A 22,772-nucleotide genomic window follows, 5' to 3' on the forward strand; every position below is an offset into this window, starting at 1 on the left:
CTCTCTTTATATAAAATTATTTGATCTTGCCTAAATCTGATTGAAATTTAATAGACCAAACTTCATGAAATTTTGCAAATTTTTCAGCTATTTCTTTTTGAGAAGTAACGGTAGCTAAAATTCTCCCGGCCTCAATATAATTTAAAATCTTCTCTGATAATCCATAAGCTTCATTTGTTTCATATCTTGCTCTTAGCAAAAACGCTCCTTCTTCTAAGAGTTCTAAAGATTTAACAAGATGAGCTAACTGCACTTTATAAAAAGGACTATCAATAAGTAAATTTTTAGATAAATTTTTAAAATCAATAAAATTTTTAGTCAAAATAATAAATTTAAGATATATATCTTCTAATAAAAGAACCGATTTAGAATCACCTTTACTAAAATATAACCCCAGATCAATCAGATATCCCAACTTCTTAACAATCAAAAATCGCTCTTCTGGATTTAAATCAAGCAAAGAACTACTTGTTGTCATAAGTTCCCTAACAGAGATAAGCAAAATAGGACTAACAAATAATGAAAAATCAGAAATAAAATTAAAAAGATTCGTTCGAAAATCATAGTTAACTTTTAATCTAGGTCGTGTATAAAAATAATTCAATGATGCAATATAACTTAAAACATTTAAATTTAAATTAATATAATTAAATATTACATCTGAATTTACTGTAAGATTACCGGATTCTTTTATATCTTTTATATCGTTTAAAGTCTGCAAAATCATACTATCAATAAACAAAATTTTTTGATAATTTTCACTATATACTAAATCCATAAATACCCACTTATAATCAATTATTACCCCTTTAAAAGCTCTTTAGCATGTTTGATACTAATTTTATTAACGTTTCCACTAAGCATTCGAGCAATTTCTAAAGCACGAGAATCACCTAACAATAAAGAAGCCTGAACATAAGTTTTATCTTGAACACATTCCTTTTTCACTAAAATATGATAATCTGAAAGGCTTGCAATATTAGCAAGATGAGTAGCAACAAATATTTGCATATTATCTGACAAACTCTTTAAATACTTACCTAAACTTATTCCGGATTCACCCCCTATACCAGAATCAATTTCATCAAATATAATAAGCTTATTTTCATCAACATTTTGAACACTCTTAATAGCCAACATTATTCTTGAAAGCTCACCCCCAGATGCAACTCTATAAATTGGTTGGGCTTTCAAACCAAGATTACTAGAAATTAAAAATTCCACCTCATCAACACCTGTTGATTTAATTTTTCCTTCAGAAACGGACACAAAAAACTCAGCATCATTCATATTAAGCTTATGCAAAATTTCTGTTACACCAGATGCAAATCTCAATGCAGCAGCTTTTCTAATATCTGAGATATCAGATGCCAATTTTTTAACTATCTCAAACAAATTATTTAACTTGTACCCTCTATCTAATCTTTCAGTCTCAAAATTAAGTGATAAATTAATAGCATCATCACACTTTTTTCTTAATGCTATTATATCATCAAGACTTGGCCCATATTTTTTTTTAATACGAGAAAGCTCATACATACGACTCTCAGTAGCTTCAATTTCCTTCTCATCATAGGCATTATTGAAAAGGTACCCACTATAAGCTTGACCGATATCTTCAAGTTCATAGTAAGAGTTTTTAAGACGATTTTCAAGTTCAAGATAATTATTATTTAAGCTTGAGAGATATTCAGCATCACAAATTACCTTTCTTATCTCATTTAAAGCAGAAATACCATCTTTAAAACTTAAAACACTATTTAAATTGGCAAGTGCATTACATAAAGATTCATAATGTCTAAGCTCATTTAATCTACTCTTTAAAATTTCTTCTTCCCCTGGCTTAGGATTAACAGCATCTATTTCACCAATTATCTTCTCATATTCTTCAATACTAACTTTATATGTTTTTTCTTTTAAAAGAAAATCATCATATTCATTTAAATATTTCATGTATTCTTCATAAGCCAATTTATAGTCTTTCAATTGAACATTTATATTAATATAATTATCTAAAATCTTAAGATTATTTAAAGGATTTTTTAAAATCAAATACTGTTGATTTTGAGAATGAACCTCAACTAACATATGAAAAATTGATCTTAAAATGACGCTAGAAACTGGTTCATTATTGATATAATAACTGCTCAAAAAAGTATCTGAAGTTCCAAATACAATTATCCTCTTTATGATAATATACTCTTTTACTAATATACCTTTGGAAATCAAATAATTTCTAACATCATCATTTGACTTAAATTTAGCAAGTAAAATACATTCCTGCTCGCCGTCAAGTATTATATTAGTTTTAAGTTTTTCACCAAATAAATAACAAATTGAGGATAACAACAAACTCTTTCCACTTCCAGATTCACCTGTAAATGCCACCAATCCTGAATTTAACTTAATAGACAACTCTTTAATTAAAACAAAATTTTTTATAAAAAGCTCAATTAACATACAAAAGTCAAAAACAAACTAATACTCATAAAATAATATATCTTATAATAACTTATTTTTGAGTCTTTTAACAAAAGTATCTGTACAAAATGATGCAAACCGCAAACTCTTATTATCAAGACCTAATTCTAAAACAACGTCAACTTCAAATTTACCAATATTAACACCATCAACAAAAATTGATGCTGGGGGTAATGCATATTCCTTATAAAATGACAAGGAAAGCCTACTAGCACTTGAAAAAATGAAAGAACGGTTATAAACAGAATGAGGAGAAATAGGTGTTAGAATAAACGCCTGAAGATCTGATTCTAAAATCGATCCACCTGCTGAGAAAGAATATCCAGTTGAACCTGTTGGAGTTGCAAATATGATCCCATCACTCTTATAAGAAAGAAAATCTTCTGAATTAACTCTAAGATTTGCATAAATCAACTTATTAAGCATACTAGAACGAATAATCACATCATTTAAAGCATATTGAGTAAATATATTATATCCACTCCTATAAGCACTAATATTAAGCAAATATTTTTTATGAATAACTAAAGAATTATCAAAAAATTTATCTATTACTTCTTTAAAATCTCTGGGTTTTATATCTGCCAAAAATCCTACTTTACCTAAATTTATTGAAATAATTGGAATGTCAATATCATTTTTTAAAAGCAAGCTACTAGCTAATAAAACTGTACCATCTCCACCCAAAGTTATGGCAAACAGCAGATCATCTCCGATTAATAACTTTGAAGACTGATTACTTCCTATAAATAAACTTAAAATACCATATTCATGTTTTAAATACTTTTGTATTTCACAAGCAAGGATTTCAGCATTTAAATTTGAATAATTTATATAAATGAGAACCTTACTATTATTCATCACTTTCCTTATATGGAATCTTTTCAAATTCACTTTTGTCAAATATTTTTTCAATATCAATCAGAATTAAATATTCACTCCCAAAGTTTTCATCATGATCAATTCTAACAACACCAGATATATATCTCCTGTCTAAAGTTTGCAAAGTTGCAGGAGGCTCTTGAACCTTAAATCCATCAAAGTTAATAACCTTTAGAACTTTATCTACAAATATTCCTAAAAGCTTATTTTTAATCTTAACTATTAAATAACCTGTTAGAAGCTTATCTTCTTCTGTTACAGAGACCGAAGGAATTTTAAATCTAATATTTAAATTTATTAAAGGAACAACATTGCCTCTAAGATTATAAATACCAGTAACATAATCAGGAACATTGGGTATTGCATATATACCTTCCACAGGAACCTTAATTACTTCCCTAATATGATCTATTGAAATACCATAACTTTCCTTGCCTATCTTAAAGCATGCAATTTGCAAATAAAACTTCTTATCCATAACTTTTTCTTTTATAAACATATCTTAATCCCCTTAAAATTAACTTAAATAGTTGTTTTTAAACCAACAAAATCTTTAGATAGAAAATAAATCTCAAAGGAATTTTTTCGAACAGCTTTAGGCTTAACCTTCTTAACAAGACTGAAACAACTCTTAAGCTTATAAAAAATTTGTTCTTCATCTCCTCCTTGAAAAACTTTAAGTAATAAGTTACCGCCTCTTGTTAAGATATCAAAAGCTAATTCGATTATTCTCATATTCAAATTAAAAGAATTGCTTGTATCAACTAATCTATTACCAGTAGTTTTAGGGGCTGCATCACTTATAATTAAACTATAAGGCGCAAAAGTCTTTATCTTTTGACAAACATCATCATCATATATATCACCCTTAACAAAATGAAAATTATCAACAAAATTCAGCTCTATATTATTAAAATCAACTGCAACAAGTACCCCATTTTTAAGATTGCCATAAGCATATTGAGAGAAACTTCCTGGAGATGCTCCAATATCTAATATATTACCAGAGGAAAATAAAGAAAATCTTTTATCAATTTCTATTAATTTATAAACAGATCTCGCAAGATACCCTTCTCTTTTGGCTCTTTGTGAATATTCATCAACAACATCGTACATATCAATCTCTTAAATACACTTATAATTATACTTTTTATTATAATTATAATTATAATTATGAACAATAAATCATTTCTAGATAAGATCGAAAAAAATATTAACAATGTATTTTCAAATGATTATTTTCTAAATATATTTAAAGACAAAGAATTAAAACTAAAACTAAATATACAAGAAAAAATAATAAAAGTAATTCAAGCCCCGGCTATTGAAATAATCAATAGAGGAGGAAAAAGAATAAGACCAATACTAATGATTTTACTAGCATATGCACTAGGATATAAAAAGAAAAATACTGAAAATTTATACAATTTAAGCATGTTACTTGAATTACCTCATTCTGGCAGTTTAATTATTGATGACATAGAAGATGGATCTACAAAAAGAAGAGGTAAACCCGCTGTTCACTTAATTTATGGATTGGACAATAGCATCAATACAGCAAATTTACTTTATTTTCTGCCTGTAAAATTAATACAAACTTCAAATTTAAAAACAAAGCAAAAACTGTTAATTTATGAAAATTTTTTTACGACTCTATCAAATCTCCACCTAGGACAAGGCATTGACATTGCATTTCATAATGAGACATATATTCCAAATATTGAAGAATATATATCTTTGGTTGAACTTAAGACAAGCTCCCTTTTTGGAATGGCTGGATTTCTAGCTGGAATACTCACCAATAATGAGAGCAATGCAAAAAACCTTTATAACACATTTTTAAAACTTGGAACTTGTTTTCAAATAATAGATGATATAAAAAATATTAAAAATGGAATTAATGGCAAAGATTTTGGAGAAGACTTAATTGAAGGGAAAAAAAGTCTACCCATAATATATTTTTTAAAAGAAAAACAATTTGATAAGCAAATTATTATAGAACTAAGAAAAATTAGAAATAAACCTATAAATGAATCAAGAGAAGAAATATTAAAATTTAGCAATATGATTAATTCATCAAATGCTATTAAAGACTCTTCAACTCTTGCAATGTTCTACCTTAATAGATTTATTGAAGAATTAAATTCATATAAACTTATAGATAAATATAAAAACATGATAATGGACATTTTACATAAAATAAAAGAGGCAAGTTTATGAAAAAATATGCAATAACATTATTAGTATGGATGAATATAATTGTTTCTATTCATGCAACAACTCCGATAAAAAATACAAGCCAAAATAAAGCAGATAAAAATCAAATAGATGAACTTTACATAAAAGCAATGTTACTGAAAGACTTAAAAAAATATACACAATCTAAAATATTACTAAGACAAATTATCAATAAAGATCCAAAACAATTTGATGCATATTTATTGCTCTCAGAATTAGAATATCTCACTAAAAACTGGTTAAAAGCAATTGAACAAACAAACACCTATCTACAAATAATTGATTTTAAAGACCCAAAAAATTATCTTGACATTTCATGGGCATATTTCCTCATTGGAGAATCAAGCAATTCAATGGACTATATTATCCAATTTATTCAAGATAATCAAAAATTATTAAACATTAATTTATTCGTGTTAATTGATGCTATCTTAAAAAAAGGAATTTATCATTTCATCCAAGATGAAGATTTAATGTTTAATCTAATAATGAATGCTATTTTTCAAATAGAAACATATGACGACATCATATTCACAATTTTCATTAATAATTTAGCTGTACTCAAACAAATTCCTTTCTATGAATTTAATAAAAATAAAATTAAAGACTTGGAATTACAAATGCAAACTTTAAAAATTCTTAAAAATTCAACACATGATATTATTAAAATAGTTTGATTTTCCTAAAAAGAGAAATTAATATATTAATCAATATAGCCGTATAAAAGATTAATGAAAGAGAAATATAAGAATTAAAATAATCCTGAAAATTGAAAAACTTGTATTCAATAAATATCATCAAAAATGAAATCGGAAAAATAAGCCAAGGATTTACAAATGCAATATACAATATACAAATTGCAAGCCAACCATTATTTAATCCTAAGTTATAAGAATAAAAATTAAAATTTATAGCAAGAAGTGAACCTGCAATACTTGCAAAGAACACTGACATCAATATAGCAAAGGATTTAAAACAATAACTAGTTTTCTCTCCCAATAAATTATCATAATCATTTGAACGAATAAATTCAAAAACTACTCTTACTCTTGAATAATTTAGTATATAAATGCTTAAACCTAATAAAATAAAAAACAATACGGTAAAAAATGTAGTAGCAAAATTATTAGATATATTTAAACTAAAGCCGGGTATAAAATTAAAATTAGCTTTCATTAAAACTCCTACTAAAAAATAACACAATATGTTAATTCCTATACCTGCTATAAAAATGTTATAGCCATTTTTTACAAAAAAAGACAAAACAACTCCAAACATCAAGCTAACAAAAACTGTTATGATAACCGATACAAATATTCCATATCCTAAATAAATCAAAAAAGATGTCAAAAAAACAGCTAAAAAAGAAATTCCTTCAATAGATATATTTAACAGTCCTATTTTTTCAGTGTAAAGAATCCCAAGAGCCAAATATGCAAATATTATAGAATTTAAAAAAATACTAAACATTTATTTTTTACCTGAATTAATTAAAAATAATGAGATAAAAATTGCAATAGACTGATATAAACCAATAAACTCAAACTTAAACGCATAATTTATTTTAAGATAATTATTAAATTCATTAAGCATGGAAAAAAATAAACTAAAACAAACCACATACATATAATTAAATCCTGACACTACCGCAACAACAAATCCACTCCAACCAAGACCAGCGGTTAATCCTAAAAATAAATGATTTTTAAAAAAAATTAAAAATATTGAACCTACAAGTCCATTAAAAAAAGCACTGGTAAATACTGTAAAAAACTTATACTTAAATTCATTAATACTGAAAAATTTGCTTAAAGGCTTTCTATCGCTTAATATTTCAAGTTTTAATCCTAAAATAGTTCTTTTATGAATAAATAAATAGCTCCCCCAAATTAAAACACCAAAGACAAGCAAATAAGGCAAAGAAGCATCAAGAGAAAATATCTTATTAATACTTTTTGTTCTGTTTAATAATTCGTTTGAACCTAAAAGCTTTGATATTAAACCATCAACTAATCTCTGATTCCCATAAGACATTAAAAGACCTGTAAGCATCCCATTTAAGCCAAAAAAGAATGTTAACAAAAAAGGAATAATTCCTATTAAACCAACTAAAATGGAGCTTAAAATCATTATTAATACAAAACTAAAGTATGTAAGTTCAAAAAACTCACATAATATATATGATAAAAATGCTCCAAAATAAATTTGACCTTCATCTCCAAGGGTCAAACTATTACTCCTAGCACAAGTAGAAATTCCTGTTGCAATTAATAAGAGCAATATAAAATTCCACAATATCATCTTAATATAAGAAAAACTAAAAAATCCATCAAAAAAATAGCTAATACCTAATATACTAAGTGAAAATACTAAGAGAACATATTCTTTTTTTAATGTCCTCATATAAACAACATTTCCTTTAAAACTGTTTTGTTGATATTTTCCCTTTCTAATCTTAATACAACTTCACCGGCCTTGATTGCCAAAACATTATCTGATAAAAGAAGAAGTTCATCTAAATTAGGAGTAATCAATAAAACAGGCTTTTCATTAGAAAAATTACGAATAAAATTAGATGTTTCAATATATGCCTTATAATCTAAATTGCTAAGAGGTGAGAAACAAATTAAAAAGCTCTTTGTAATATATTTTTCTCTAAAAAGAGCAAGTTTTTTTAAAGTCCCCCCAGAAAATGCAAAAGATTTAGAATAAAAAGTTTTTAATATCTTACTATCACAATATTCCATATCTTTCTTAAAAAATTTTTTAAGCTTATCAATAGTAGATTGTTTAATAAAAAATTCATTCTCAAAACTCATTATCTTAGCCAAAAAGCTATCTAATATAGTAGTATTATCAGAAAATAAATTGCCAATTCCTAAAGGTAAAAATCCTGCCTTTAGCTCATAAACATCAATACGTTCGTATCTATGTCCATTCATTTTAATACATCCTACAAATGGAATTTTACCCAGAAATAATTTTTCCCATGTTTTTATTGCTGCATCTTCTGCAATAATTCCTAAAACCCCTCTTTTTTTTAAAGAAAAACTAATATCATACTTCCAAAAATCTTCAAAAAACAAATTAAATTTTATCAAGTCTTCATTTAACTCACTACGCCTAATACTTGTAGTAATAAATTTATCAGTAGGTATTTCAATCTTGCCAAGTATAACCTCTTTATTTGTTGTTCTAAAACACTTTCCATCTTTTAAAATAATAAATTCGTCACTAAAAATTATAGCATCCCCAATCTCTCTATGTGTAATAAAAAGAGAAGTAATGCCTGCTATTTTAAGATTTTGAAGCAATTTAATAAAATCTTTAGCCTCTTTTTGAGAAAAATAAGCTACACTTTCATCAAAAATAATGATCTTTGCATTTCTTTTAAGAGAAGAAATAATAAGCAAAAAATATATTTCTTTAATATTTAAATTTTGTATTCTAGTCTCTAAATCAAAAGAAATCTCATAAAATTGTCTAAGCCATCTATAATATCTATAAGTTTTAGCTTTATTCATCGGCATAAAAAATTTAGAATCAAACCAATAAATACTAAGATATTCCCAAATCCTTAAATTCATATCAAGCTTTGGAATTTGTGACACAATATAAATACCATTACTTTTTGCCACGTCCACATTCCAGTTTCTTTGCCTATTATTATTTACAAAGACATCACCACTATCAAAATAAACAAAACCAGCTATAATTTTTGACAAAGTACTCTTGCCTTCTCCATTCCTTCCAATTACAGTTAAAATTTTAGCTTCTTCAATCCTTAAATTTACACTATCTAAAATAGGTTTCTCAATGTCTGGGAAAGATTTTATTATGTTTTTAAACTCTATCATAAAGAATTATAAGCCTATTCTCATTTCACTATTACTCATCTCTTTTATCTTTTTCTCAATTCTCTTCTTAAGTTCTAAATCAGTATGATTTATATAAAATTCATTTAATAAATTAAATGAAATTCCCCCCTCTCTAAATCCAAAAACTTCATAAGTTCCATACTTAATCTCTCCTTTTAAAGCTTTACTTAAGACTTCTTTTAAACAAAACTTCTGATTTGTAATTCCTGAACCAATAATATTATCCTTATTATCCAAATAATCTTCACTATCAAAAAGAACAGCGAAAATACCATGCTCACGCACTGATGCAAGAACTCCTTCAATAGCTGTTCCAACAATTGGAAGAATTACAGAAACTCCTGACTCTAAAATTAAAGAATCAGATAACATTTTAGCTCTATTGCTATCATGCCAATTTCCTAAAGTTCTAAAAAATACTTCTGAATCTAAAATTGATTTAACTCCATCCTTAAAATAAGGAAAAATATAATTATTCATAACAGGATACTCTTGACCAGAAATCAAGGCAACATTCTTATTTGATAAATTAGAGCTTTGTAAAAATAAACCCACATAATATCCTAATATATAAGCCTCTTCTGCAACATTATAAGAGAGTGAATATACTTGAGGATTAGTATTCTTAACTAAAGAATCAAAAAGCAAAAATTTCGTATAAGGATAATTATGATAAACTTTATCGATAAGTTTCTGCATTACATTATTCGTTGTAATTAAAAAATCAAAATTTTGAGAATTTAACAACTTTTCAAGTAATTCCATCCATTCATGCTGATTAAATCCAGCTTCAAAGAATTTAATTTCAATATCATTTCTATTTTTTTTAAATTCAATTAGAAAATCATATATTGTTTTATAGGAAGGGGAACCACTAATAATTCCAGGAATAAAAAACGCAATTTTTCTATTACATGAAGATTTGAGTTCTCTAATCTTAAAAAAGTTAATATAAACAAATAAAAACAAACAGATTATTGAAATCAAAATACAAAAAATTCTAACGAAAAGAAATCTATTCACAAAAATTAAACACCTTCTTTTCAAAAAATGCAATCAATTAAGAAAACAAAACAATATAAAATTGCAAACCTAATACTCAAAAAACACACCAATTCCTTAAAGAAAGTTTCTTTGTAAGAGAATACCATAAAAGCCTGTACTACGTCCAATTCTTGTATTAAATTTTACATTAAACAAGCTTAAAATAAACCTTTAATCAATAAAAAATCCATTAATTTAATTCAATATAAAAATTATCAAAATCAACTAAAAATGACTATTTATTATAAATGACTATTTATTATAATTTGATAAATATTTTATCAAATTTAAAATTCTCCAGGCTTTAATAAATAAAATTCATCAATACTCAAATTACTAGGAATATCACCATTTGTACGAACTAAATACATTTTAAAAGAATAAATGGTTTTAAAAAACTTCTTGAGTAAAAATGATTTGTTTTTTTTATAGTTATTGAAGAAGTTAAAAATAGAACCATGGATAACGACTTTATTAGACATATCAGAAAAATTCTTAACAATATCTTCTATGAAAAAAAACATATTGGCCAAATAAATGAAATTATTAAAAAGAATACCTATCCTACCTTTTAGATAATTAACATAATTCATCATAATAACCCTATCTCCTAAAATATGGTTTTTGTCCTCTAAACTCCACTTTGAATATATGGTATTAAATTTAGGATCTCTTACCAGATAATCATAAACAAAATCAAATTTAAAACTAATCTCAACATATTTTGAAAATATATAATTTGAACACCTGCTAACCAAGGCAATAAAATTTTTATGAGACATCTCTTTAAAATTTTGAATTACATTCTCATAAACAGAATCACCATTTTTAGATAAAAAAGATTTATTATCCCAAAGTAAAATACTAGTACCTGTTGAAATCCAATATTCATTCTTATTATAATGCCTAAGCATGCCATCAAAAACACTAACAAAATAACTATTAAAATATTCACAATTGACATAAAATTTTGAAGGAACATCAGTCGCAAAAAAATAATTATTTATATCAACAGAAAATGAAGAACCTTTAATAACCTCATAAACAACAACATCTAAGCTACCTTTAAATAAATAAATTTTTGCATTTTGAACATCTTTAAGAGAAGAATAATAAATAAGGCTATGAGTGTTAGAATGTAGAGTTAAATCTGATGAAACGCCATTGATACCATACAAGCCTATCTTAATTTTAGAATTATCTCCAACCTCAATAAAATCATACTCAAAAATTTCATCTCCCAAATCTAATTTAACAGAAATAGCATTTCTTATAACGTTAATTTGACCTTCTATTTCTTTAACAGATGCTACTTGAGAAAATAATACTACTTGAAAGAACAAAAGTAAAATAATAATAATATATGATTTCAAAATTAAATCTTCCTCTTTTTTAAAATCTTATAAGCTTAATTATATCTTTTTTAGAAATATTTACTAACTTTAATAAAAATGAAAAATACGCTATAATTCATTAAAAATGCAAAAATATTATTTTTGCCAGGCCTGTTTTTAAAAAGATAAGGCATAATAAAAGTTACGATTTAAGTAGCTCTAACATAATATCAAAAGGATGTGACTATGATTAAAAAAATTAAATTATCATTTTTAATATTACATATACTTGTTTTTTCCTTAATTTCATGTTCAACCACTTCAGAGCAGCAATTAGATCAAGAAGAAAAAACATGTGGATATAATAAATATTCAAAGTCATAATAAAATGGTTAAAGTATTGATTAAATAAAATGGATACGAGATGAAAGCAAAAAATTGTATTATGTCACATTAAAATGTTATGCTGTTATAAGATGATATATAAAAATGAAAGAATTAAAAGAATTAATATCTAAACTAAAAAACAAATTTTTTAGCTTATTATAATCAATATACCATATAGAAAGGATGTATTTATGATACAAAAAAACAAATTATTATTTTTAGTGTTATCTATATCCGCTCTTTTCCTAGTTTCATGTGTAACCTCTCAGGAAGATAAAAAAAATAAAAACTCAAAAATTTCAACTAAGGAAACAGGGGATATAAGAAAAGATATTGAAGAAATCAAAAATGGAATCATAAGAGAGCGGGGAGATCTTTTTTACTCTGAAGAATTTAACGAAGCTGAAAGGCTTGAAAAAAACATGGAAGCAAAATTTGCTAAAAATATGATTAAAGAAGGTAATAAAACTGCTCTAAAAGTATTAGAAAGGTATAAAAATATCGCAAAAGATACAATAGAAAAAAAAGAAAAAATAAACTACCTGAAAAATAATATTGAAAAATACCTAAATGATGCTGAAATTAATGAAGCATATATATGGATTCCATTAGAAATCGATGAAGTAAATAACTTATATTTCGAAGCAACAAGAAAATATAAAATGTATGACATCGAACATTCCCTTGAAATGTATAGTAAAGCATTTAATAGGGCACAACAAGCTGCTAAAAAAGCAAAAGAAGCACGAGCTATTAAAGAAACAGATGAAAGAATGTACAAACAATTAAAAGCGTTAGAAGCTGCTTCTAATCTTCCCATCTATAACAACAACCAACTCATTAAGCCTTCACCATGGAATGGAAGAACTCTACTTAAGGATCAAGGCAAATATATAAACCTTTTAGACTATGAAAGCAATCATCCTTATTTATTTGGAGATGCGACTCCAATAGTACTTGCTTATGAAGAAACAGCTAAGGAAGTGCAAAAATCAGATTCAACTAAATTTAAAACTCTTCAGCTTATTGAAAAAGCTAGACAATTATGGAAACAAGGCCTTGAAGCTAAAAATCTTAATAACCTTAGACTTGCAAATGAATTATTTTTAGATTCTGCAAGATATTTAAAGGCTTATGAAAGCAATGCAAGTAAAGAACTATATATAATTAAAATTAGAAACACCTTATGGGGCATTTCTAAAAAATTATATAACGATCCTTATTTATGGCCAAAAATTTGGTTTGCAAACAGACAAAAAATTCAAAATCCAGATCTAATACATGAAAACTGGAAAATAATAATTCCTTCTAAATAAAAAATAAAAAAAGAAAATGAGCATATAAGCTTGTTTTCTTTTTTTAGATTTAATAGAATAAAATCTAAATCAAACATTTTAGTAAAAATTAATTATTAAATAAGAGAATAAAAAATGAAAAAGCTAATTCTAACAAGTATAATATTCTTTTCCTGCTACACAGCAGCACATCTAGATAAGCAACTCACAAAAGAAACTCCTTACAGTATTTACTTAAGAGAAGCTCAAAAATCAACAAATGTTAATGACTACAGATCTGCACTAAAGATATACAATAAAATGATTGAAAATCATAAAGACAATGAAAGTATTGTTGCTACTGGAAAGTACGAGATTGCATTTATATATTACATAACCAATAAAAAAGAAATGGCAAAAAAGTTATTTCAAGAAATAATACAATCCAATATACAAAATCCAAAATGGATTACACCATTATCTAAAAAGATAATGGAAAAAATAAACAACAATTAAGCTAAAAAATAAATTATGATATTCAACTAATGAAACTTAATTAAGTAATATTCCATAAATTATAATATCTTTTTCCTTAGCTGCTTTAATAACATCCTCATAAACTATAGGTCCTCTAGGATATTCATGAGGCGGTGCATCACCTAATACTATAATAAATCTATTATCTGCTTTCCAATCAAACTGAGTAACAGCAGCATTAATACCTTCAAATACCGCCTCAGGATGATCTCCACCACCACCCACATTAAGATCTTCAAGTACAATATTTAAATATTCTTTATTATTAAAATCAAAAGATCTCGTTAAAAAATCTTCAAGATAATCCTTATAAAATACAAAACCTATCCTATAAGATTTAAATTTATTTAGCTGAGACTCTACCATATCAAACAGATGTTTCTTTAAAATTTCAATATGACTTTTCATACTTTCAGTCACATCAATAACAAAAACAAGATCTAAATCAGCAAGTGGATCTTCTGACTTTTCTAAAATGTCTTTTATTTTATCAATAATATCAAGTCCCTTGTCTGCAACAAGCACATCATCAGAAAATCTATGAAAAGATTCTTCTAAACTACTATTAGGCTCTCTTGCATTTTCTAGCTGAGTGTCTCCAAAAAATAGCTCATAAGCATTATCTTTATATTTTCCTAAATAATCATTATATTTCTTCTCAAAAGTCCTAATTGAAAACCAAAAAGGTTCTTTATTTCTCTTAAGAACTTCTAAATTGATATCACCACTTCTTGTTGAAAAATCAGGAAACCCATATCTTAATCTCTTAGGTATTAATATATGAAAAGCTTGTCCAAATTTTCTATTCTTTACAGGAGTAGAAGACGTTAATGATAAAAGACTTTTATTTTGAATAACTCTGCCATTCAAAATTCTAATTTCATCTCCATTAACATCATTATATTCTAATGTTCTAAATGAATAAGTAGAAACATCTTTACTCTTATCTGGAATTTCAAAAGACTCAGTTAAAATAACTGATTTAATATTTGGCTTTTTCCTAATAAAAAGATGAAAACCATCTTCATGAGCTTCAACATATACATCATCAATATCAATACTTAAATCATCACCCATAGATGAAAACAAATTAAATACAATAAATAAGGAAACTATAAAGTAAGCTTTTTTCATATAAACCCTTACAAATTAATCATTTAACCTTACCCATACTCTTAACAATCAATTTCATCAAAAATTTAAAGATTATCAGATAAATTATCATAAAACAAAACTTTCGAAATAACAAAATTATTCTTAAAAATATCTCTAAGATTTAAGCTAGCAAGATCTTTTTTAGCTGTCTTAACCATATCATCACGATTTAATAGATCAAAAATTCTAGAAGATTCGGTCAAATGAGCAACTCCTGAATTAAAAAGGCTACTATCTTTAACAATACTAGTTCCACCCTTATTATCACTACCAAGAGATGCCACTACCTCAACAACTCCAAGATTATTGTAAATCTCAATTTCTCTGATCAACAAATTTCTATGATAATCATTTTCGTTAGGTTTAAAATTCAAAATGCTAGACTTTTCTGATTCTAAATTTTGCAATACTCTTAAATAATAACTTCTAGAAGCTTCTAAATCACCCATTTTATAAAGAACAGATCCAATTGAATTTAAAACTTTATCACTATTCGCAAATCCAGACATATTCTCAACTTTAAATAAACAAGACAATGCATCTTTATAATTATGCTCCTTATAATTGAGCAATGCTAATTTATAATAAATATCTGGTGAATTAACACCTTCATCTATTGCCATATTATAAGAAGATATAGCTGATTTAAAACCATTTAAAGTTTTAAGAATATCCCCTTGCTTCTCATAAATTAAAGCAAGCTCTCTGGAAACTTTAACAAGTTCATTTTTTTTATAAAAATCATATTCATTTAAAGCTAAACTCATAATATTACTTGCTTTAAGTGTATCATTTTCCATCTCATAAATCTCTGATAAAAGCCTATAAGCAATTATCTTTTCAGCAAAATTTTCAATTAAATTTTCCTGTCTAAAGCTATTTAATGCTGTTAACAAATATCCTTCCGATTTTTTAAAATCACCCATATAATAAAAATATCTACCACTTTCAAAAAGAGCTTTGTTATAATCAGGATTCTTAATCAAAACTCTTCTAAGAATATATTCAATTTCCGAATTAAGATTAATATCATTTAAAACATCGGAAATATTTTTGCCATCACCTGTCTTAAAATTAGAAAATTCTTTACTAAGTAAGTCCATTTGAGCACTAAAATATTTAAGATTTCTAGAAAGAGCATTTATTCTTTTATGATAAACTTTAAACTCAATATATTTGTCTATTAATGTCTTAGCATACTTAGTATAAACTACCTCATCAATATCTAATTTAGAATTTGCCTTAATAAAGGCATTTACATTTTCTGATTCTCTCTCTGCACCAGCTTCAATATAAACATTAAAAAGCTTAAATAAAATTTCCTTCTTGCGACCATATTTTGAAAGTAAAATAGTGTAACTATTAATGCTATCTTTGTAATAGATAGGCTCTAGTTGAGCCCATTGAAAATAATTATCACCTTTAGCCATTAAGGCTTCATAATCATAAAGAGAATAAGATATAACTTCATCTAAAATTGAATTGGCATCAGCATATTCACCAAGCCTAATTTTCATAGAAGCATAAGATATATAACCATCCCTATCAAAATTTTTACGTCTTCTCTTAGAGGCATCCTCAGAAAATGGGTCAATAGTAAATAACTCTTCATATTTCTCCTCAGCACTATCAAAATCCCTTACATCTTCAAAAGCCTTAGCATAAGTAATAAACCAATGTTTGCTAGGTTGCATATAATATGCATCTTTAAAAGTAGCCTTAGCAAGTTCTTTCTTATTTTTATATATGTAAGATATTCCTTCTTTATACTTTCTATCAGATGCAATATAAAAAAACATAACATCAACTAAAAAATAAAAAGACAAAAAAGTTAAAATAATAAAAATAGACGCTATTTTTATTATTGGCATTAAAGCTTGAGAAGCTCTATAGCTAAATTTTTTTTCAAGCTTGCTAAATTCCTCTGACTTATAATACATAACGGGCAATTTGACAGAACGACCAATAATGTCTCCAACAAATTTAGCGATAAACTTAAGCCCTTTCGTATTTTGCTCAACAAGATCAATTAATGCCTCAATTTTATATTTAGAGACATTATCTAACATTAAAGCCTCAGCAACAGCAATTCTCAAATTTCTAGGATAAGAGTTCAAATTCTTAAAAAACAAATTATAATTAATTTGAACACTATTCTCATCTAAGGATTTATCATTATCATCTCTTAATAGTTTAGAATAATTTGAAGTATTAGGAACATGATTATCTTCTTGCGCATCAAGAGCATCCAAATTCTCATCAAAAGCATTTGCATTATTGTTATTGTCAGGGATTTCTATCTGATTAATTGTTTTATCTGATTCATTTAAAATACCAATAACACTATCAAAATCAAAAGCATCATTGCTATTAGTTATAGAATCTTGAGCTAAATCATTATCGATCTCACTATCAATAGACCCTTCAGAATTTAATAAATTTGAATCCAAATTATTTCTTAGATCTACATTTTGCAAATCATCAGAATTATCTAAATTCAAATTCATGGCATCATCTATACCAATAGAATTATCATCAAGAACTTTTGCAAGATTTTCTTCTAGTTCAGAACTTAAAACATCAAAATCATTATCTAAATCATTAAATTCAGAATCAATATCTATTTTATTAGAATCTTTTAAAATTTCACTTTCATTTGCAATGCGTTCCTGTTCCTCCTCACTATCAAGGTGACCAAGAATTGTATCTAAATCAAGTTCGTCCTCAGATTCTTCTTCTAGACCTATAATATTGTCTTTGCCTTCTTCTTCCCAAGGAACAATAACCTCCCCATCCTTTGGAGGCTCAATATCCATTTTTATACCAAAAAGTTCTTTTTTAGCTCTTTCATCAGAAATATTGTCAAGAATTTCTTTTTTAAACTTATTTATTTTTTCTACATCAGGCATAGTATAATAAAAATCCTAATTCAAACTATTATATATTTTGGCCCCCATTTCATGAAGAACCTCAAAACGCTTTTCTAAATCATCAGCAATTCTAGAACCTAAAAGCTCTTTTGTTGGTTCTAAACCTTCTTGATTTAACTGCTCTGAAATTAAATTTTTATACTCAAATATGTCTAATACTTCTGTTGAATTATACACAAGAATATCTTCTTTAAAAAGATCACAAGACATATCTTCATTTGGAGAAACTTCAAGGACATTACCATTAATACTAACCATGACAAAATAATCAAAAAGCTTAAAATAACCTAAAACTCCTGAAATTATTTTTTTAGTCTCAGGTCTACCCTTTCTATATCTTGTGGCTGTTGGAAAAATAAGAATTATATGTCCACTGGTCTTTTTATCTACAATATATTTCATAGAATTAGCATTAAAAACTCGTCTCTCTCTAACCTTTTCACGCTCAACTCCAACAAACGAATGCGGAGGATAAATAAATATTACGCTATAACCCAAAGATAAAGTTTTAACAAATAAACTGTCTTGAAAAAGCTTAACACCAGCTACAGGAATAATGTGATCTGCAACTTCTTTATAATTCATTCTATTAAGCAAAAATTGAAAGCAAGGAAAATCAAGATTACTATAATGTTCCATTAATATAATTGAAGACTTTCCAGATTTAGATTTTTCATAAAGCTCTAAAATATTTTGAATACCAATAATAGTAGAACTATCTTTAAGAAGCCTTTTGATCATAGTATCAACCAAATTCCTACTAACAGGATCGCCTTCATGATAAAAATCATTCAAACAATTTACATTTTCAATAGCCTTAAATCTACTAAAAAATTCATTCTCAATATCTTTGAAATATTTATTAAAACTTTCATTATGTATAAACATAAAACTCTATTCCTTAAAGTTATTAGAAATAATATACTAGTAAATCAACAATATTTCTTGTAAATAGTTACATGAAAAACATTTTCCTTTAATTATACTTTATTTATTTATCAAATTAAAGTAAAATCCATTCAAGTACGTTAAACAAAATTCATAAATACTTTAGGAGAATGAGTTATGAAACATAGAACCATAATTCCTTTATTACTTTTTACTATATCATTAATTTCTTGTTCAAGTGACGAATACAAAAATAAGATAACATTTAGAGTTACAAATGAAGCTGAGCCTGATTCACTTGATCCTCAACTTGCTACTTCTGTTCAATCATTTAACATAATTGTAAACACATTTTTAGGACTAACAGTAAGAAATACTCAAACTGGTGGATATAAACCAGGGCTAGCCAAATCTTGGGATATTTCTGATAATGGTCTTGTATATACTCTTCACTTAAGAGAAGGTCTTATTTGGAGTGATGGAGTTCCCATTACTGCTGAGGGTATCCGAAAGTCTTACCTGAGAATTTTAAACAAAGAAACAGGTTCACAATATGTTGATATTGTTAAATCAACTATAAAAAATGCACAAAATTATTTCGAAGGTAAAATATCAGAATCCGAACTTGGTATTAAAGCTATAGATAATAATACTTTAGAAATAACTTTAGATACTCCAAAACCTTATTTTCTTGATATGCTAGTACACCAAACATTTATACCAGTACCAATTCATGCTATTGAAAAATATGGAAAAGACTGGACAAAACCTGAAAATATTGTAGTAAGCGGTGCATACAAATTAAAAGAAAGAATACCCAATGAAAAAATAGTACTTAAAAAAAATGAGAAATACTATAATACTTCAAATGTTGAAATAGATGAAGTTATATTTTATCAAGTACAAGGCAACACTGCTTATAACATGTACATAAATGATGAACTTGATTTCCTTATGAAAGTAGCATCAGACTATTTAGATGAAGCTAGAATAAGAAATGATTACTATTCTTATCCTGTAAACAGAGTAGTATACGTGGCATTCAACACTACTGTTAAACCACTTGATAATGTAAAAGTTAGAGAAGCTTTAACCCTTGCAATTGACAGAGAATCACTAAGCAAAATTACTCTAAAAGGTCAATCACAACCAACAAGAAACTTAACACCACCATTTGAACACTACTCTTATGGCAAAAAACTAGAATTATTTGATCCTAAGAGGGCAAAAAAACTACTAGCTGAAGCTGGTTATCCTGATGGTATAGGTTTTCCTACGCTTAAATATAAGACTGCACAACGCGATGAAATGGCAAAAACTGCAGAATTTTTACAAGAACAATTAAAAAGAATACTAAATATTAATATAGAGATTGAAATTGAAGAATGGAATACTTTCCTAGGTAGCAGATCCATGGGCAATTATCAAACTTCATTCATGGGATGGACAGGAGATTATACAGACCCATTAACATTCCTTGAAAGTCTATTTACAACAGAAAATCAAGGATTTGGAGCATACGGATATTCAAATAAAGAGTATGATAATTTAATAAAACAATCTAATTCCGTGCAAGATCCACTAAAAAGACAAGACATTCTAAGAAAAGCTGAATCAATTATTATAGAAAAAGATTTCCCAGTAGCTCCACTCTCAGTACTTAAATCATACTATCTATTTAGACATGACAAATGGACAGGATGGACTCCTAATGTTTCAGAATGTTATATTTATGAAGAAATAAAACATCAAAAAGAAAATAATTAACAATAATTATAAAAACTACCATTTCTACAGACTATAGGAATGGTAGTTTTTTAGCACAATAAAAACTTTAAAATTATTAAAAATTTTTACATTTATTTTCATCTTAATTATCTAACCATTATATCTGACAATATTTATTGTCTATTATATATTTATACTTTTATCGACTTTATGATATACTAAACAAGTTTTTCAACAAATAAATTTTCATTATCTATGATTTTTAATGAATTGTTATTAATTTTAGTGCACAGGAGAAAAATAATGAAAATCAAAAAATGCATATTTATGGTACTTATTATAATAAATTTTATATCTTGTAATAAGGAAAGCAACAGAGAAAACTTGACATTCAAAATTAGTATGGGAGCAGAGCCTAAATCAATAGATCCTCAACTAACTGAAGACAAATTAGGCGCGATTATAACTTCACACATGTTTAGTGGTATAGTAAATGGTGATTCACAAACTGGTGGATATAAACCAGGATTAGCTAAATCTTGGGACATTTCTGATGATGGTCTTGTATATACATTTCACTTAAGAGAAGGTCTTATTTGGAGTGATGGGGTTCCAATTACTGCTGAGGGTATACGTCAATCTTATCTTCGAATATTAAATAAAGAAACAGGGTCAAATTATGTTGGTACAGTTAAGTCAACAATAAAAAACGCACAAGATTACTTTGAGGGAAAAATACAAGAATCTGAACTTGGTATTAGAGCCATAGATGAACTAACACTAGAAATATCTATTCTTACTCCAAAACCTTATTTTCTTGATATGCTAGTACACCAAACATTTATACCAGTACCAGTACATGCTATTGAACAACATGGAAAAGATTGGACAAATCCTGAAAATATTGTAGTAAGTGGTGCATACAAATTAAAAGAAAGAATACCCAATGAAAAAATATCACTTATAAAAAACGATAAGTATTTTAATGTCAATGAAGTTGAATTACAAGAAATTATATTTTACACAATAAGCGATACTTCAACTGCCTATAGAATGTACGAAAACAACGAAATTGATGCACTTACAACAATCCCAAATGATTTAATTAAAGAAATAAAACTAAGAAATGATTATTATTCATCTGCTGTTAATGGTCTTTACTACTTTTCATTTAACACACAAATAAAACCACTTGATAATGTAAAAGTTAGAGAAGCACTAACTCTTGCTATTGACAGGGAAACATTAACAAAAAAAGTTTTGGCAAATGATTCTATTCCTACAAGAAGGATAAGTCCAAATTATAATAATTATTCTTACGGCAAACAACTAAAATTATTCGATCCTGAAAGAGCAAAACAATTAATGAATGAGGCTGGCTACCCCAATGGTAATAAATTCCCTCAACTAAAAATCAAATATAACACAAACGAAAGCCATAAAAAAATTGCTGAATTTATTCAAAACCAATGGTTAAGTATTTTAAATATAAATACTGAACTTGAAAATGAAGAATGGGCATCATTTATAGAAACTAAAAACAAAGGAAATTATGAGATAATAAGAGCTGGTTGGATTGGAGATTACTCAGACCCATTGACATTCTTAAGCTTATTCCAAAAAGAATTTTCACATTTTTCTTCATATAACTATTTTAATCAAGAATATGAAGATTTAATAAAACAATCTGATCTAGAGCAAGATCCACTAAAAAGACAAGACATTTTAAGAAAAGCTGAAGAAATAATCATAGAAAAAGATTTCCCAGTAGCCCCAATATATATACATGCAGGCAATTACCTATTTAGAAATGACAAATGGACTGGTTGGACACCAAATATTTCAGAAAGGTTCAATTTCTATGAACTTAAGAGATTAAAAGAATAATACATAGATAAATATTTATTTAAATGATTAATAGATAAAGCTCTATTAATCATTTAAAATCACATAAAACCAGTTTTGTTAAATAATGATATTCATACAATAATGATGAATTTATAAAAAAAACATAAT

General features: G+C 26.5%; 19 protein-coding genes. 6 read left to right on the forward strand and 13 right to left on the reverse strand.

Features of this window, described 5'->3' with window-relative positions; translation table 11 throughout:
- Positions 1 to 16: 16 nt before the first annotated feature.
- From K5563_RS01560 to K5563_RS01580, 5 genes are read right to left on the reverse strand one after another with little or no spacing between them, the layout of a single operon-like run.
- The gene (locus K5563_RS01560) at positions 17 to 778 is read right to left on the reverse strand and encodes a hypothetical protein (protein ID WP_221037257.1); all 762 of its coding nucleotides are present in this window, start codon (positions 776 to 778) and stop codon (positions 17 to 19) included.
- Between the two features lie 23 nt (positions 779 to 801).
- Positions 802 to 2,460, reverse strand: a complete 1,659-nt coding sequence (locus K5563_RS01565) for a DNA repair protein RecN (RefSeq protein WP_221037258.1) — start codon at positions 2,458 to 2,460, stop codon at positions 802 to 804.
- A gap of 42 nt (positions 2,461 to 2,502) precedes the next feature.
- Positions 2,503 to 3,342, reverse strand: a complete 840-nt coding sequence (locus K5563_RS01570; RefSeq protein WP_221037259.1) for an NAD(+)/NADH kinase — start codon at positions 3,340 to 3,342, stop codon at positions 2,503 to 2,505.
- Complete coding sequence (locus K5563_RS01575; RefSeq protein ID WP_221037260.1) at positions 3,335 to 3,862, reverse strand: chemotaxis protein CheW; 528 nt, start codon at positions 3,860 to 3,862, stop codon at positions 3,335 to 3,337. Before K5563_RS01575 ends, K5563_RS01570 begins: the two co-directional genes overlap by 8 nt.
- Before the next feature lie 23 nt (positions 3,863 to 3,885).
- Positions 3,886 to 4,479: an RlmE family RNA methyltransferase gene (locus tag K5563_RS01580; RefSeq protein ID WP_221037261.1), complete on the reverse strand. Its 594-nt coding sequence runs from the start codon at positions 4,477 to 4,479 to the stop codon at positions 3,886 to 3,888.
- Positions 4,480 to 4,536: 57 nt separating this feature from the next.
- Here K5563_RS01580 and K5563_RS01585 point away from each other — a divergent pair, with 57 nt between their 5' ends.
- Both K5563_RS01585 and K5563_RS01590 read left to right on the forward strand, forming a co-directional pair.
- Positions 4,537 to 5,583 (forward strand): polyprenyl synthetase family protein, encoded by a 1,047-nt coding sequence (locus K5563_RS01585; protein WP_221037262.1) that lies wholly within the window; start codon positions 4,537 to 4,539, stop codon positions 5,581 to 5,583.
- Positions 5,580 to 6,278: a tetratricopeptide repeat protein gene (locus tag K5563_RS01590; RefSeq protein WP_221037263.1), complete on the forward strand. Its 699-nt coding sequence runs from the start codon at positions 5,580 to 5,582 to the stop codon at positions 6,276 to 6,278. The genes K5563_RS01585 and K5563_RS01590 overlap by 4 nt, the downstream gene beginning before the upstream one ends.
- Here the strand turns inward: K5563_RS01590 and K5563_RS01595 are convergent.
- From K5563_RS01595 to K5563_RS01615, 5 genes are all read right to left on the reverse strand, one after another.
- Positions 6,265 to 7,071 (reverse strand): ABC transporter permease, encoded by an 807-nt coding sequence (locus K5563_RS01595; protein ID WP_221037264.1) that lies wholly within the window; start codon positions 7,069 to 7,071, stop codon positions 6,265 to 6,267. The two genes, K5563_RS01590 and K5563_RS01595, sit on opposite strands and share 14 nt — an antisense overlap.
- Positions 7,072 to 8,004 carry an ABC transporter permease gene (locus tag K5563_RS01600; protein WP_221037265.1) on the reverse strand — a complete coding sequence of 311 codons (933 nt, stop codon included), beginning with the start codon at positions 8,002 to 8,004 and terminating at the stop codon, positions 7,072 to 7,074.
- A complete protein-coding gene (locus K5563_RS01605; RefSeq protein WP_221037266.1) occupies positions 8,001 to 9,458 on the reverse strand; it encodes an ATP-binding cassette domain-containing protein in 1,458 nt (485 codons plus the stop codon). The genes K5563_RS01600 and K5563_RS01605 overlap by 4 nt, the downstream gene beginning before the upstream one ends.
- 6 nt (positions 9,459 to 9,464) lie before the next feature.
- The gene (locus K5563_RS01610; protein WP_221037267.1) at positions 9,465 to 10,502 is read right to left on the reverse strand and encodes a BMP family ABC transporter substrate-binding protein; all 1,038 of its coding nucleotides are present in this window, start codon (positions 10,500 to 10,502) and stop codon (positions 9,465 to 9,467) included.
- 308 nt (positions 10,503 to 10,810) lie between these two features.
- Entirely contained in the window at positions 10,811 to 11,896 is a 1,086-nt protein-coding gene (locus K5563_RS01615; protein ID WP_221037268.1) for a hypothetical protein, read from the reverse strand.
- Between the two features lie 539 nt (positions 11,897 to 12,435).
- On the opposite strand from K5563_RS01615, the gene K5563_RS01620 reads away from it, so the two are divergent.
- The gene (locus tag K5563_RS01620; protein WP_221037269.1) at positions 12,436 to 13,560 is read left to right on the forward strand and encodes a LysM peptidoglycan-binding domain-containing protein; all 1,125 of its coding nucleotides are present in this window, start codon (positions 12,436 to 12,438) and stop codon (positions 13,558 to 13,560) included.
- Positions 13,561 to 13,674: 114 nt separating this feature from the next.
- Positions 13,675 to 14,034, forward strand: a complete 360-nt coding sequence (locus tag K5563_RS01625) for a tetratricopeptide repeat protein (protein WP_221037270.1) — start codon at positions 13,675 to 13,677, stop codon at positions 14,032 to 14,034.
- Positions 14,035 to 14,070: 36 nt separating this feature from the next.
- Here K5563_RS01625 and K5563_RS01630 read toward each other — a convergent pair whose 3' ends face one another.
- From K5563_RS01630 to K5563_RS01640, 3 genes are all read right to left on the reverse strand, one after another.
- Positions 14,071 to 15,189: a vWA domain-containing protein gene (locus tag K5563_RS01630; RefSeq protein WP_221037271.1), complete on the reverse strand. Its 1,119-nt coding sequence runs from the start codon at positions 15,187 to 15,189 to the stop codon at positions 14,071 to 14,073.
- A 65-nt stretch (positions 15,190 to 15,254) separates the two neighbouring features.
- Positions 15,255 to 18,119, reverse strand: a complete 2,865-nt coding sequence (locus K5563_RS01635; RefSeq protein WP_221037272.1) for a tetratricopeptide repeat protein — start codon at positions 18,117 to 18,119, stop codon at positions 15,255 to 15,257.
- Positions 18,120 to 18,134: 15 nt separating this feature from the next.
- Positions 18,135 to 19,028: a 1-acyl-sn-glycerol-3-phosphate acyltransferase gene (locus K5563_RS01640; protein ID WP_221037273.1), complete on the reverse strand. Its 894-nt coding sequence runs from the start codon at positions 19,026 to 19,028 to the stop codon at positions 18,135 to 18,137.
- 177 nt (positions 19,029 to 19,205) lie between these two features.
- Between K5563_RS01640 and K5563_RS01645 the strand changes: the two genes are divergently transcribed.
- Complete coding sequence (locus K5563_RS01645) at positions 19,206 to 20,795, forward strand: peptide ABC transporter substrate-binding protein (protein ID WP_221037274.1); 1,590 nt, start codon at positions 19,206 to 19,208, stop codon at positions 20,793 to 20,795.
- Between the two features lie 264 nt (positions 20,796 to 21,059).
- Positions 21,060 to 22,643: a peptide ABC transporter substrate-binding protein gene (locus K5563_RS01650; protein ID WP_221037275.1), complete on the forward strand. Its 1,584-nt coding sequence runs from the start codon at positions 21,060 to 21,062 to the stop codon at positions 22,641 to 22,643.
- Positions 22,644 to 22,772 lie beyond the last annotated feature (129 nt).

This window comes from Borrelia sp. HM (genome assembly GCF_019669085.1).
GTDB lineage: Bacteria > Spirochaetota > Spirochaetia > Borreliales > Borreliaceae > Borrelia.

Bases quoted from the DNA above. Each gene is read 5' to 3' on its own strand.
- K5563_RS01650 (WP_221037275.1), top strand. From the start codon at position 21,060: ATGAAAATCAAAAAATGCATATTTATGGTACTTATTATAATAAATTTT.
- K5563_RS01580 (WP_221037261.1), bottom strand. From the start codon at position 4,479: ATGTACGATGTTGTTGATGAATATTCACAAAGAGCCAAAAGAGAAGGG.
- K5563_RS01590 (WP_221037263.1), top strand. From the start codon at position 5,580: ATGAAAAAATATGCAATAACATTATTAGTATGGATGAATATAATTGTT.
- K5563_RS01585 (WP_221037262.1), top strand. From the start codon at position 4,537: ATGAACAATAAATCATTTCTAGATAAGATCGAAAAAAATATTAACAAT.
- K5563_RS01605 (WP_221037266.1), bottom strand. From the start codon at position 9,458: ATGATAGAGTTTAAAAACATAATAAAATCTTTCCCAGACATTGAGAAA.
- K5563_RS01570 (WP_221037259.1), bottom strand. From the start codon at position 3,342: ATGAATAATAGTAAGGTTCTCATTTATATAAATTATTCAAATTTAAAT.
- K5563_RS01595 (WP_221037264.1), bottom strand. From the start codon at position 7,071: ATGTTTAGTATTTTTTTAAATTCTATAATATTTGCATATTTGGCTCTT.
- K5563_RS01600 (WP_221037265.1), bottom strand. From the start codon at position 8,004: ATGAGGACATTAAAAAAAGAATATGTTCTCTTAGTATTTTCACTTAGT.
- K5563_RS01645 (WP_221037274.1), top strand. From the start codon at position 19,206: ATGAAACATAGAACCATAATTCCTTTATTACTTTTTACTATATCATTA.
- K5563_RS01635 (WP_221037272.1), bottom strand. From the start codon at position 18,119: ATGCCTGATGTAGAAAAAATAAATAAGTTTAAAAAAGAAATTCTTGAC.
- K5563_RS01565 (WP_221037258.1), bottom strand. From the start codon at position 2,460: ATGTTAATTGAGCTTTTTATAAAAAATTTTGTTTTAATTAAAGAGTTG.
- K5563_RS01640 (WP_221037273.1), bottom strand. From the start codon at position 19,028: ATGTTTATACATAATGAAAGTTTTAATAAATATTTCAAAGATATTGAG.
- K5563_RS01620 (WP_221037269.1), top strand. From the start codon at position 12,436: ATGATACAAAAAAACAAATTATTATTTTTAGTGTTATCTATATCCGCT.
- K5563_RS01560 (WP_221037257.1), bottom strand. From the start codon at position 778: ATGGATTTAGTATATAGTGAAAATTATCAAAAAATTTTGTTTATTGAT.
- K5563_RS01625 (WP_221037270.1), top strand. From the start codon at position 13,675: ATGAAAAAGCTAATTCTAACAAGTATAATATTCTTTTCCTGCTACACA.
- K5563_RS01575 (WP_221037260.1), bottom strand. From the start codon at position 3,862: ATGTTTATAAAAGAAAAAGTTATGGATAAGAAGTTTTATTTGCAAATT.
- K5563_RS01630 (WP_221037271.1), bottom strand. From the start codon at position 15,189: ATGAAAAAAGCTTACTTTATAGTTTCCTTATTTATTGTATTTAATTTG.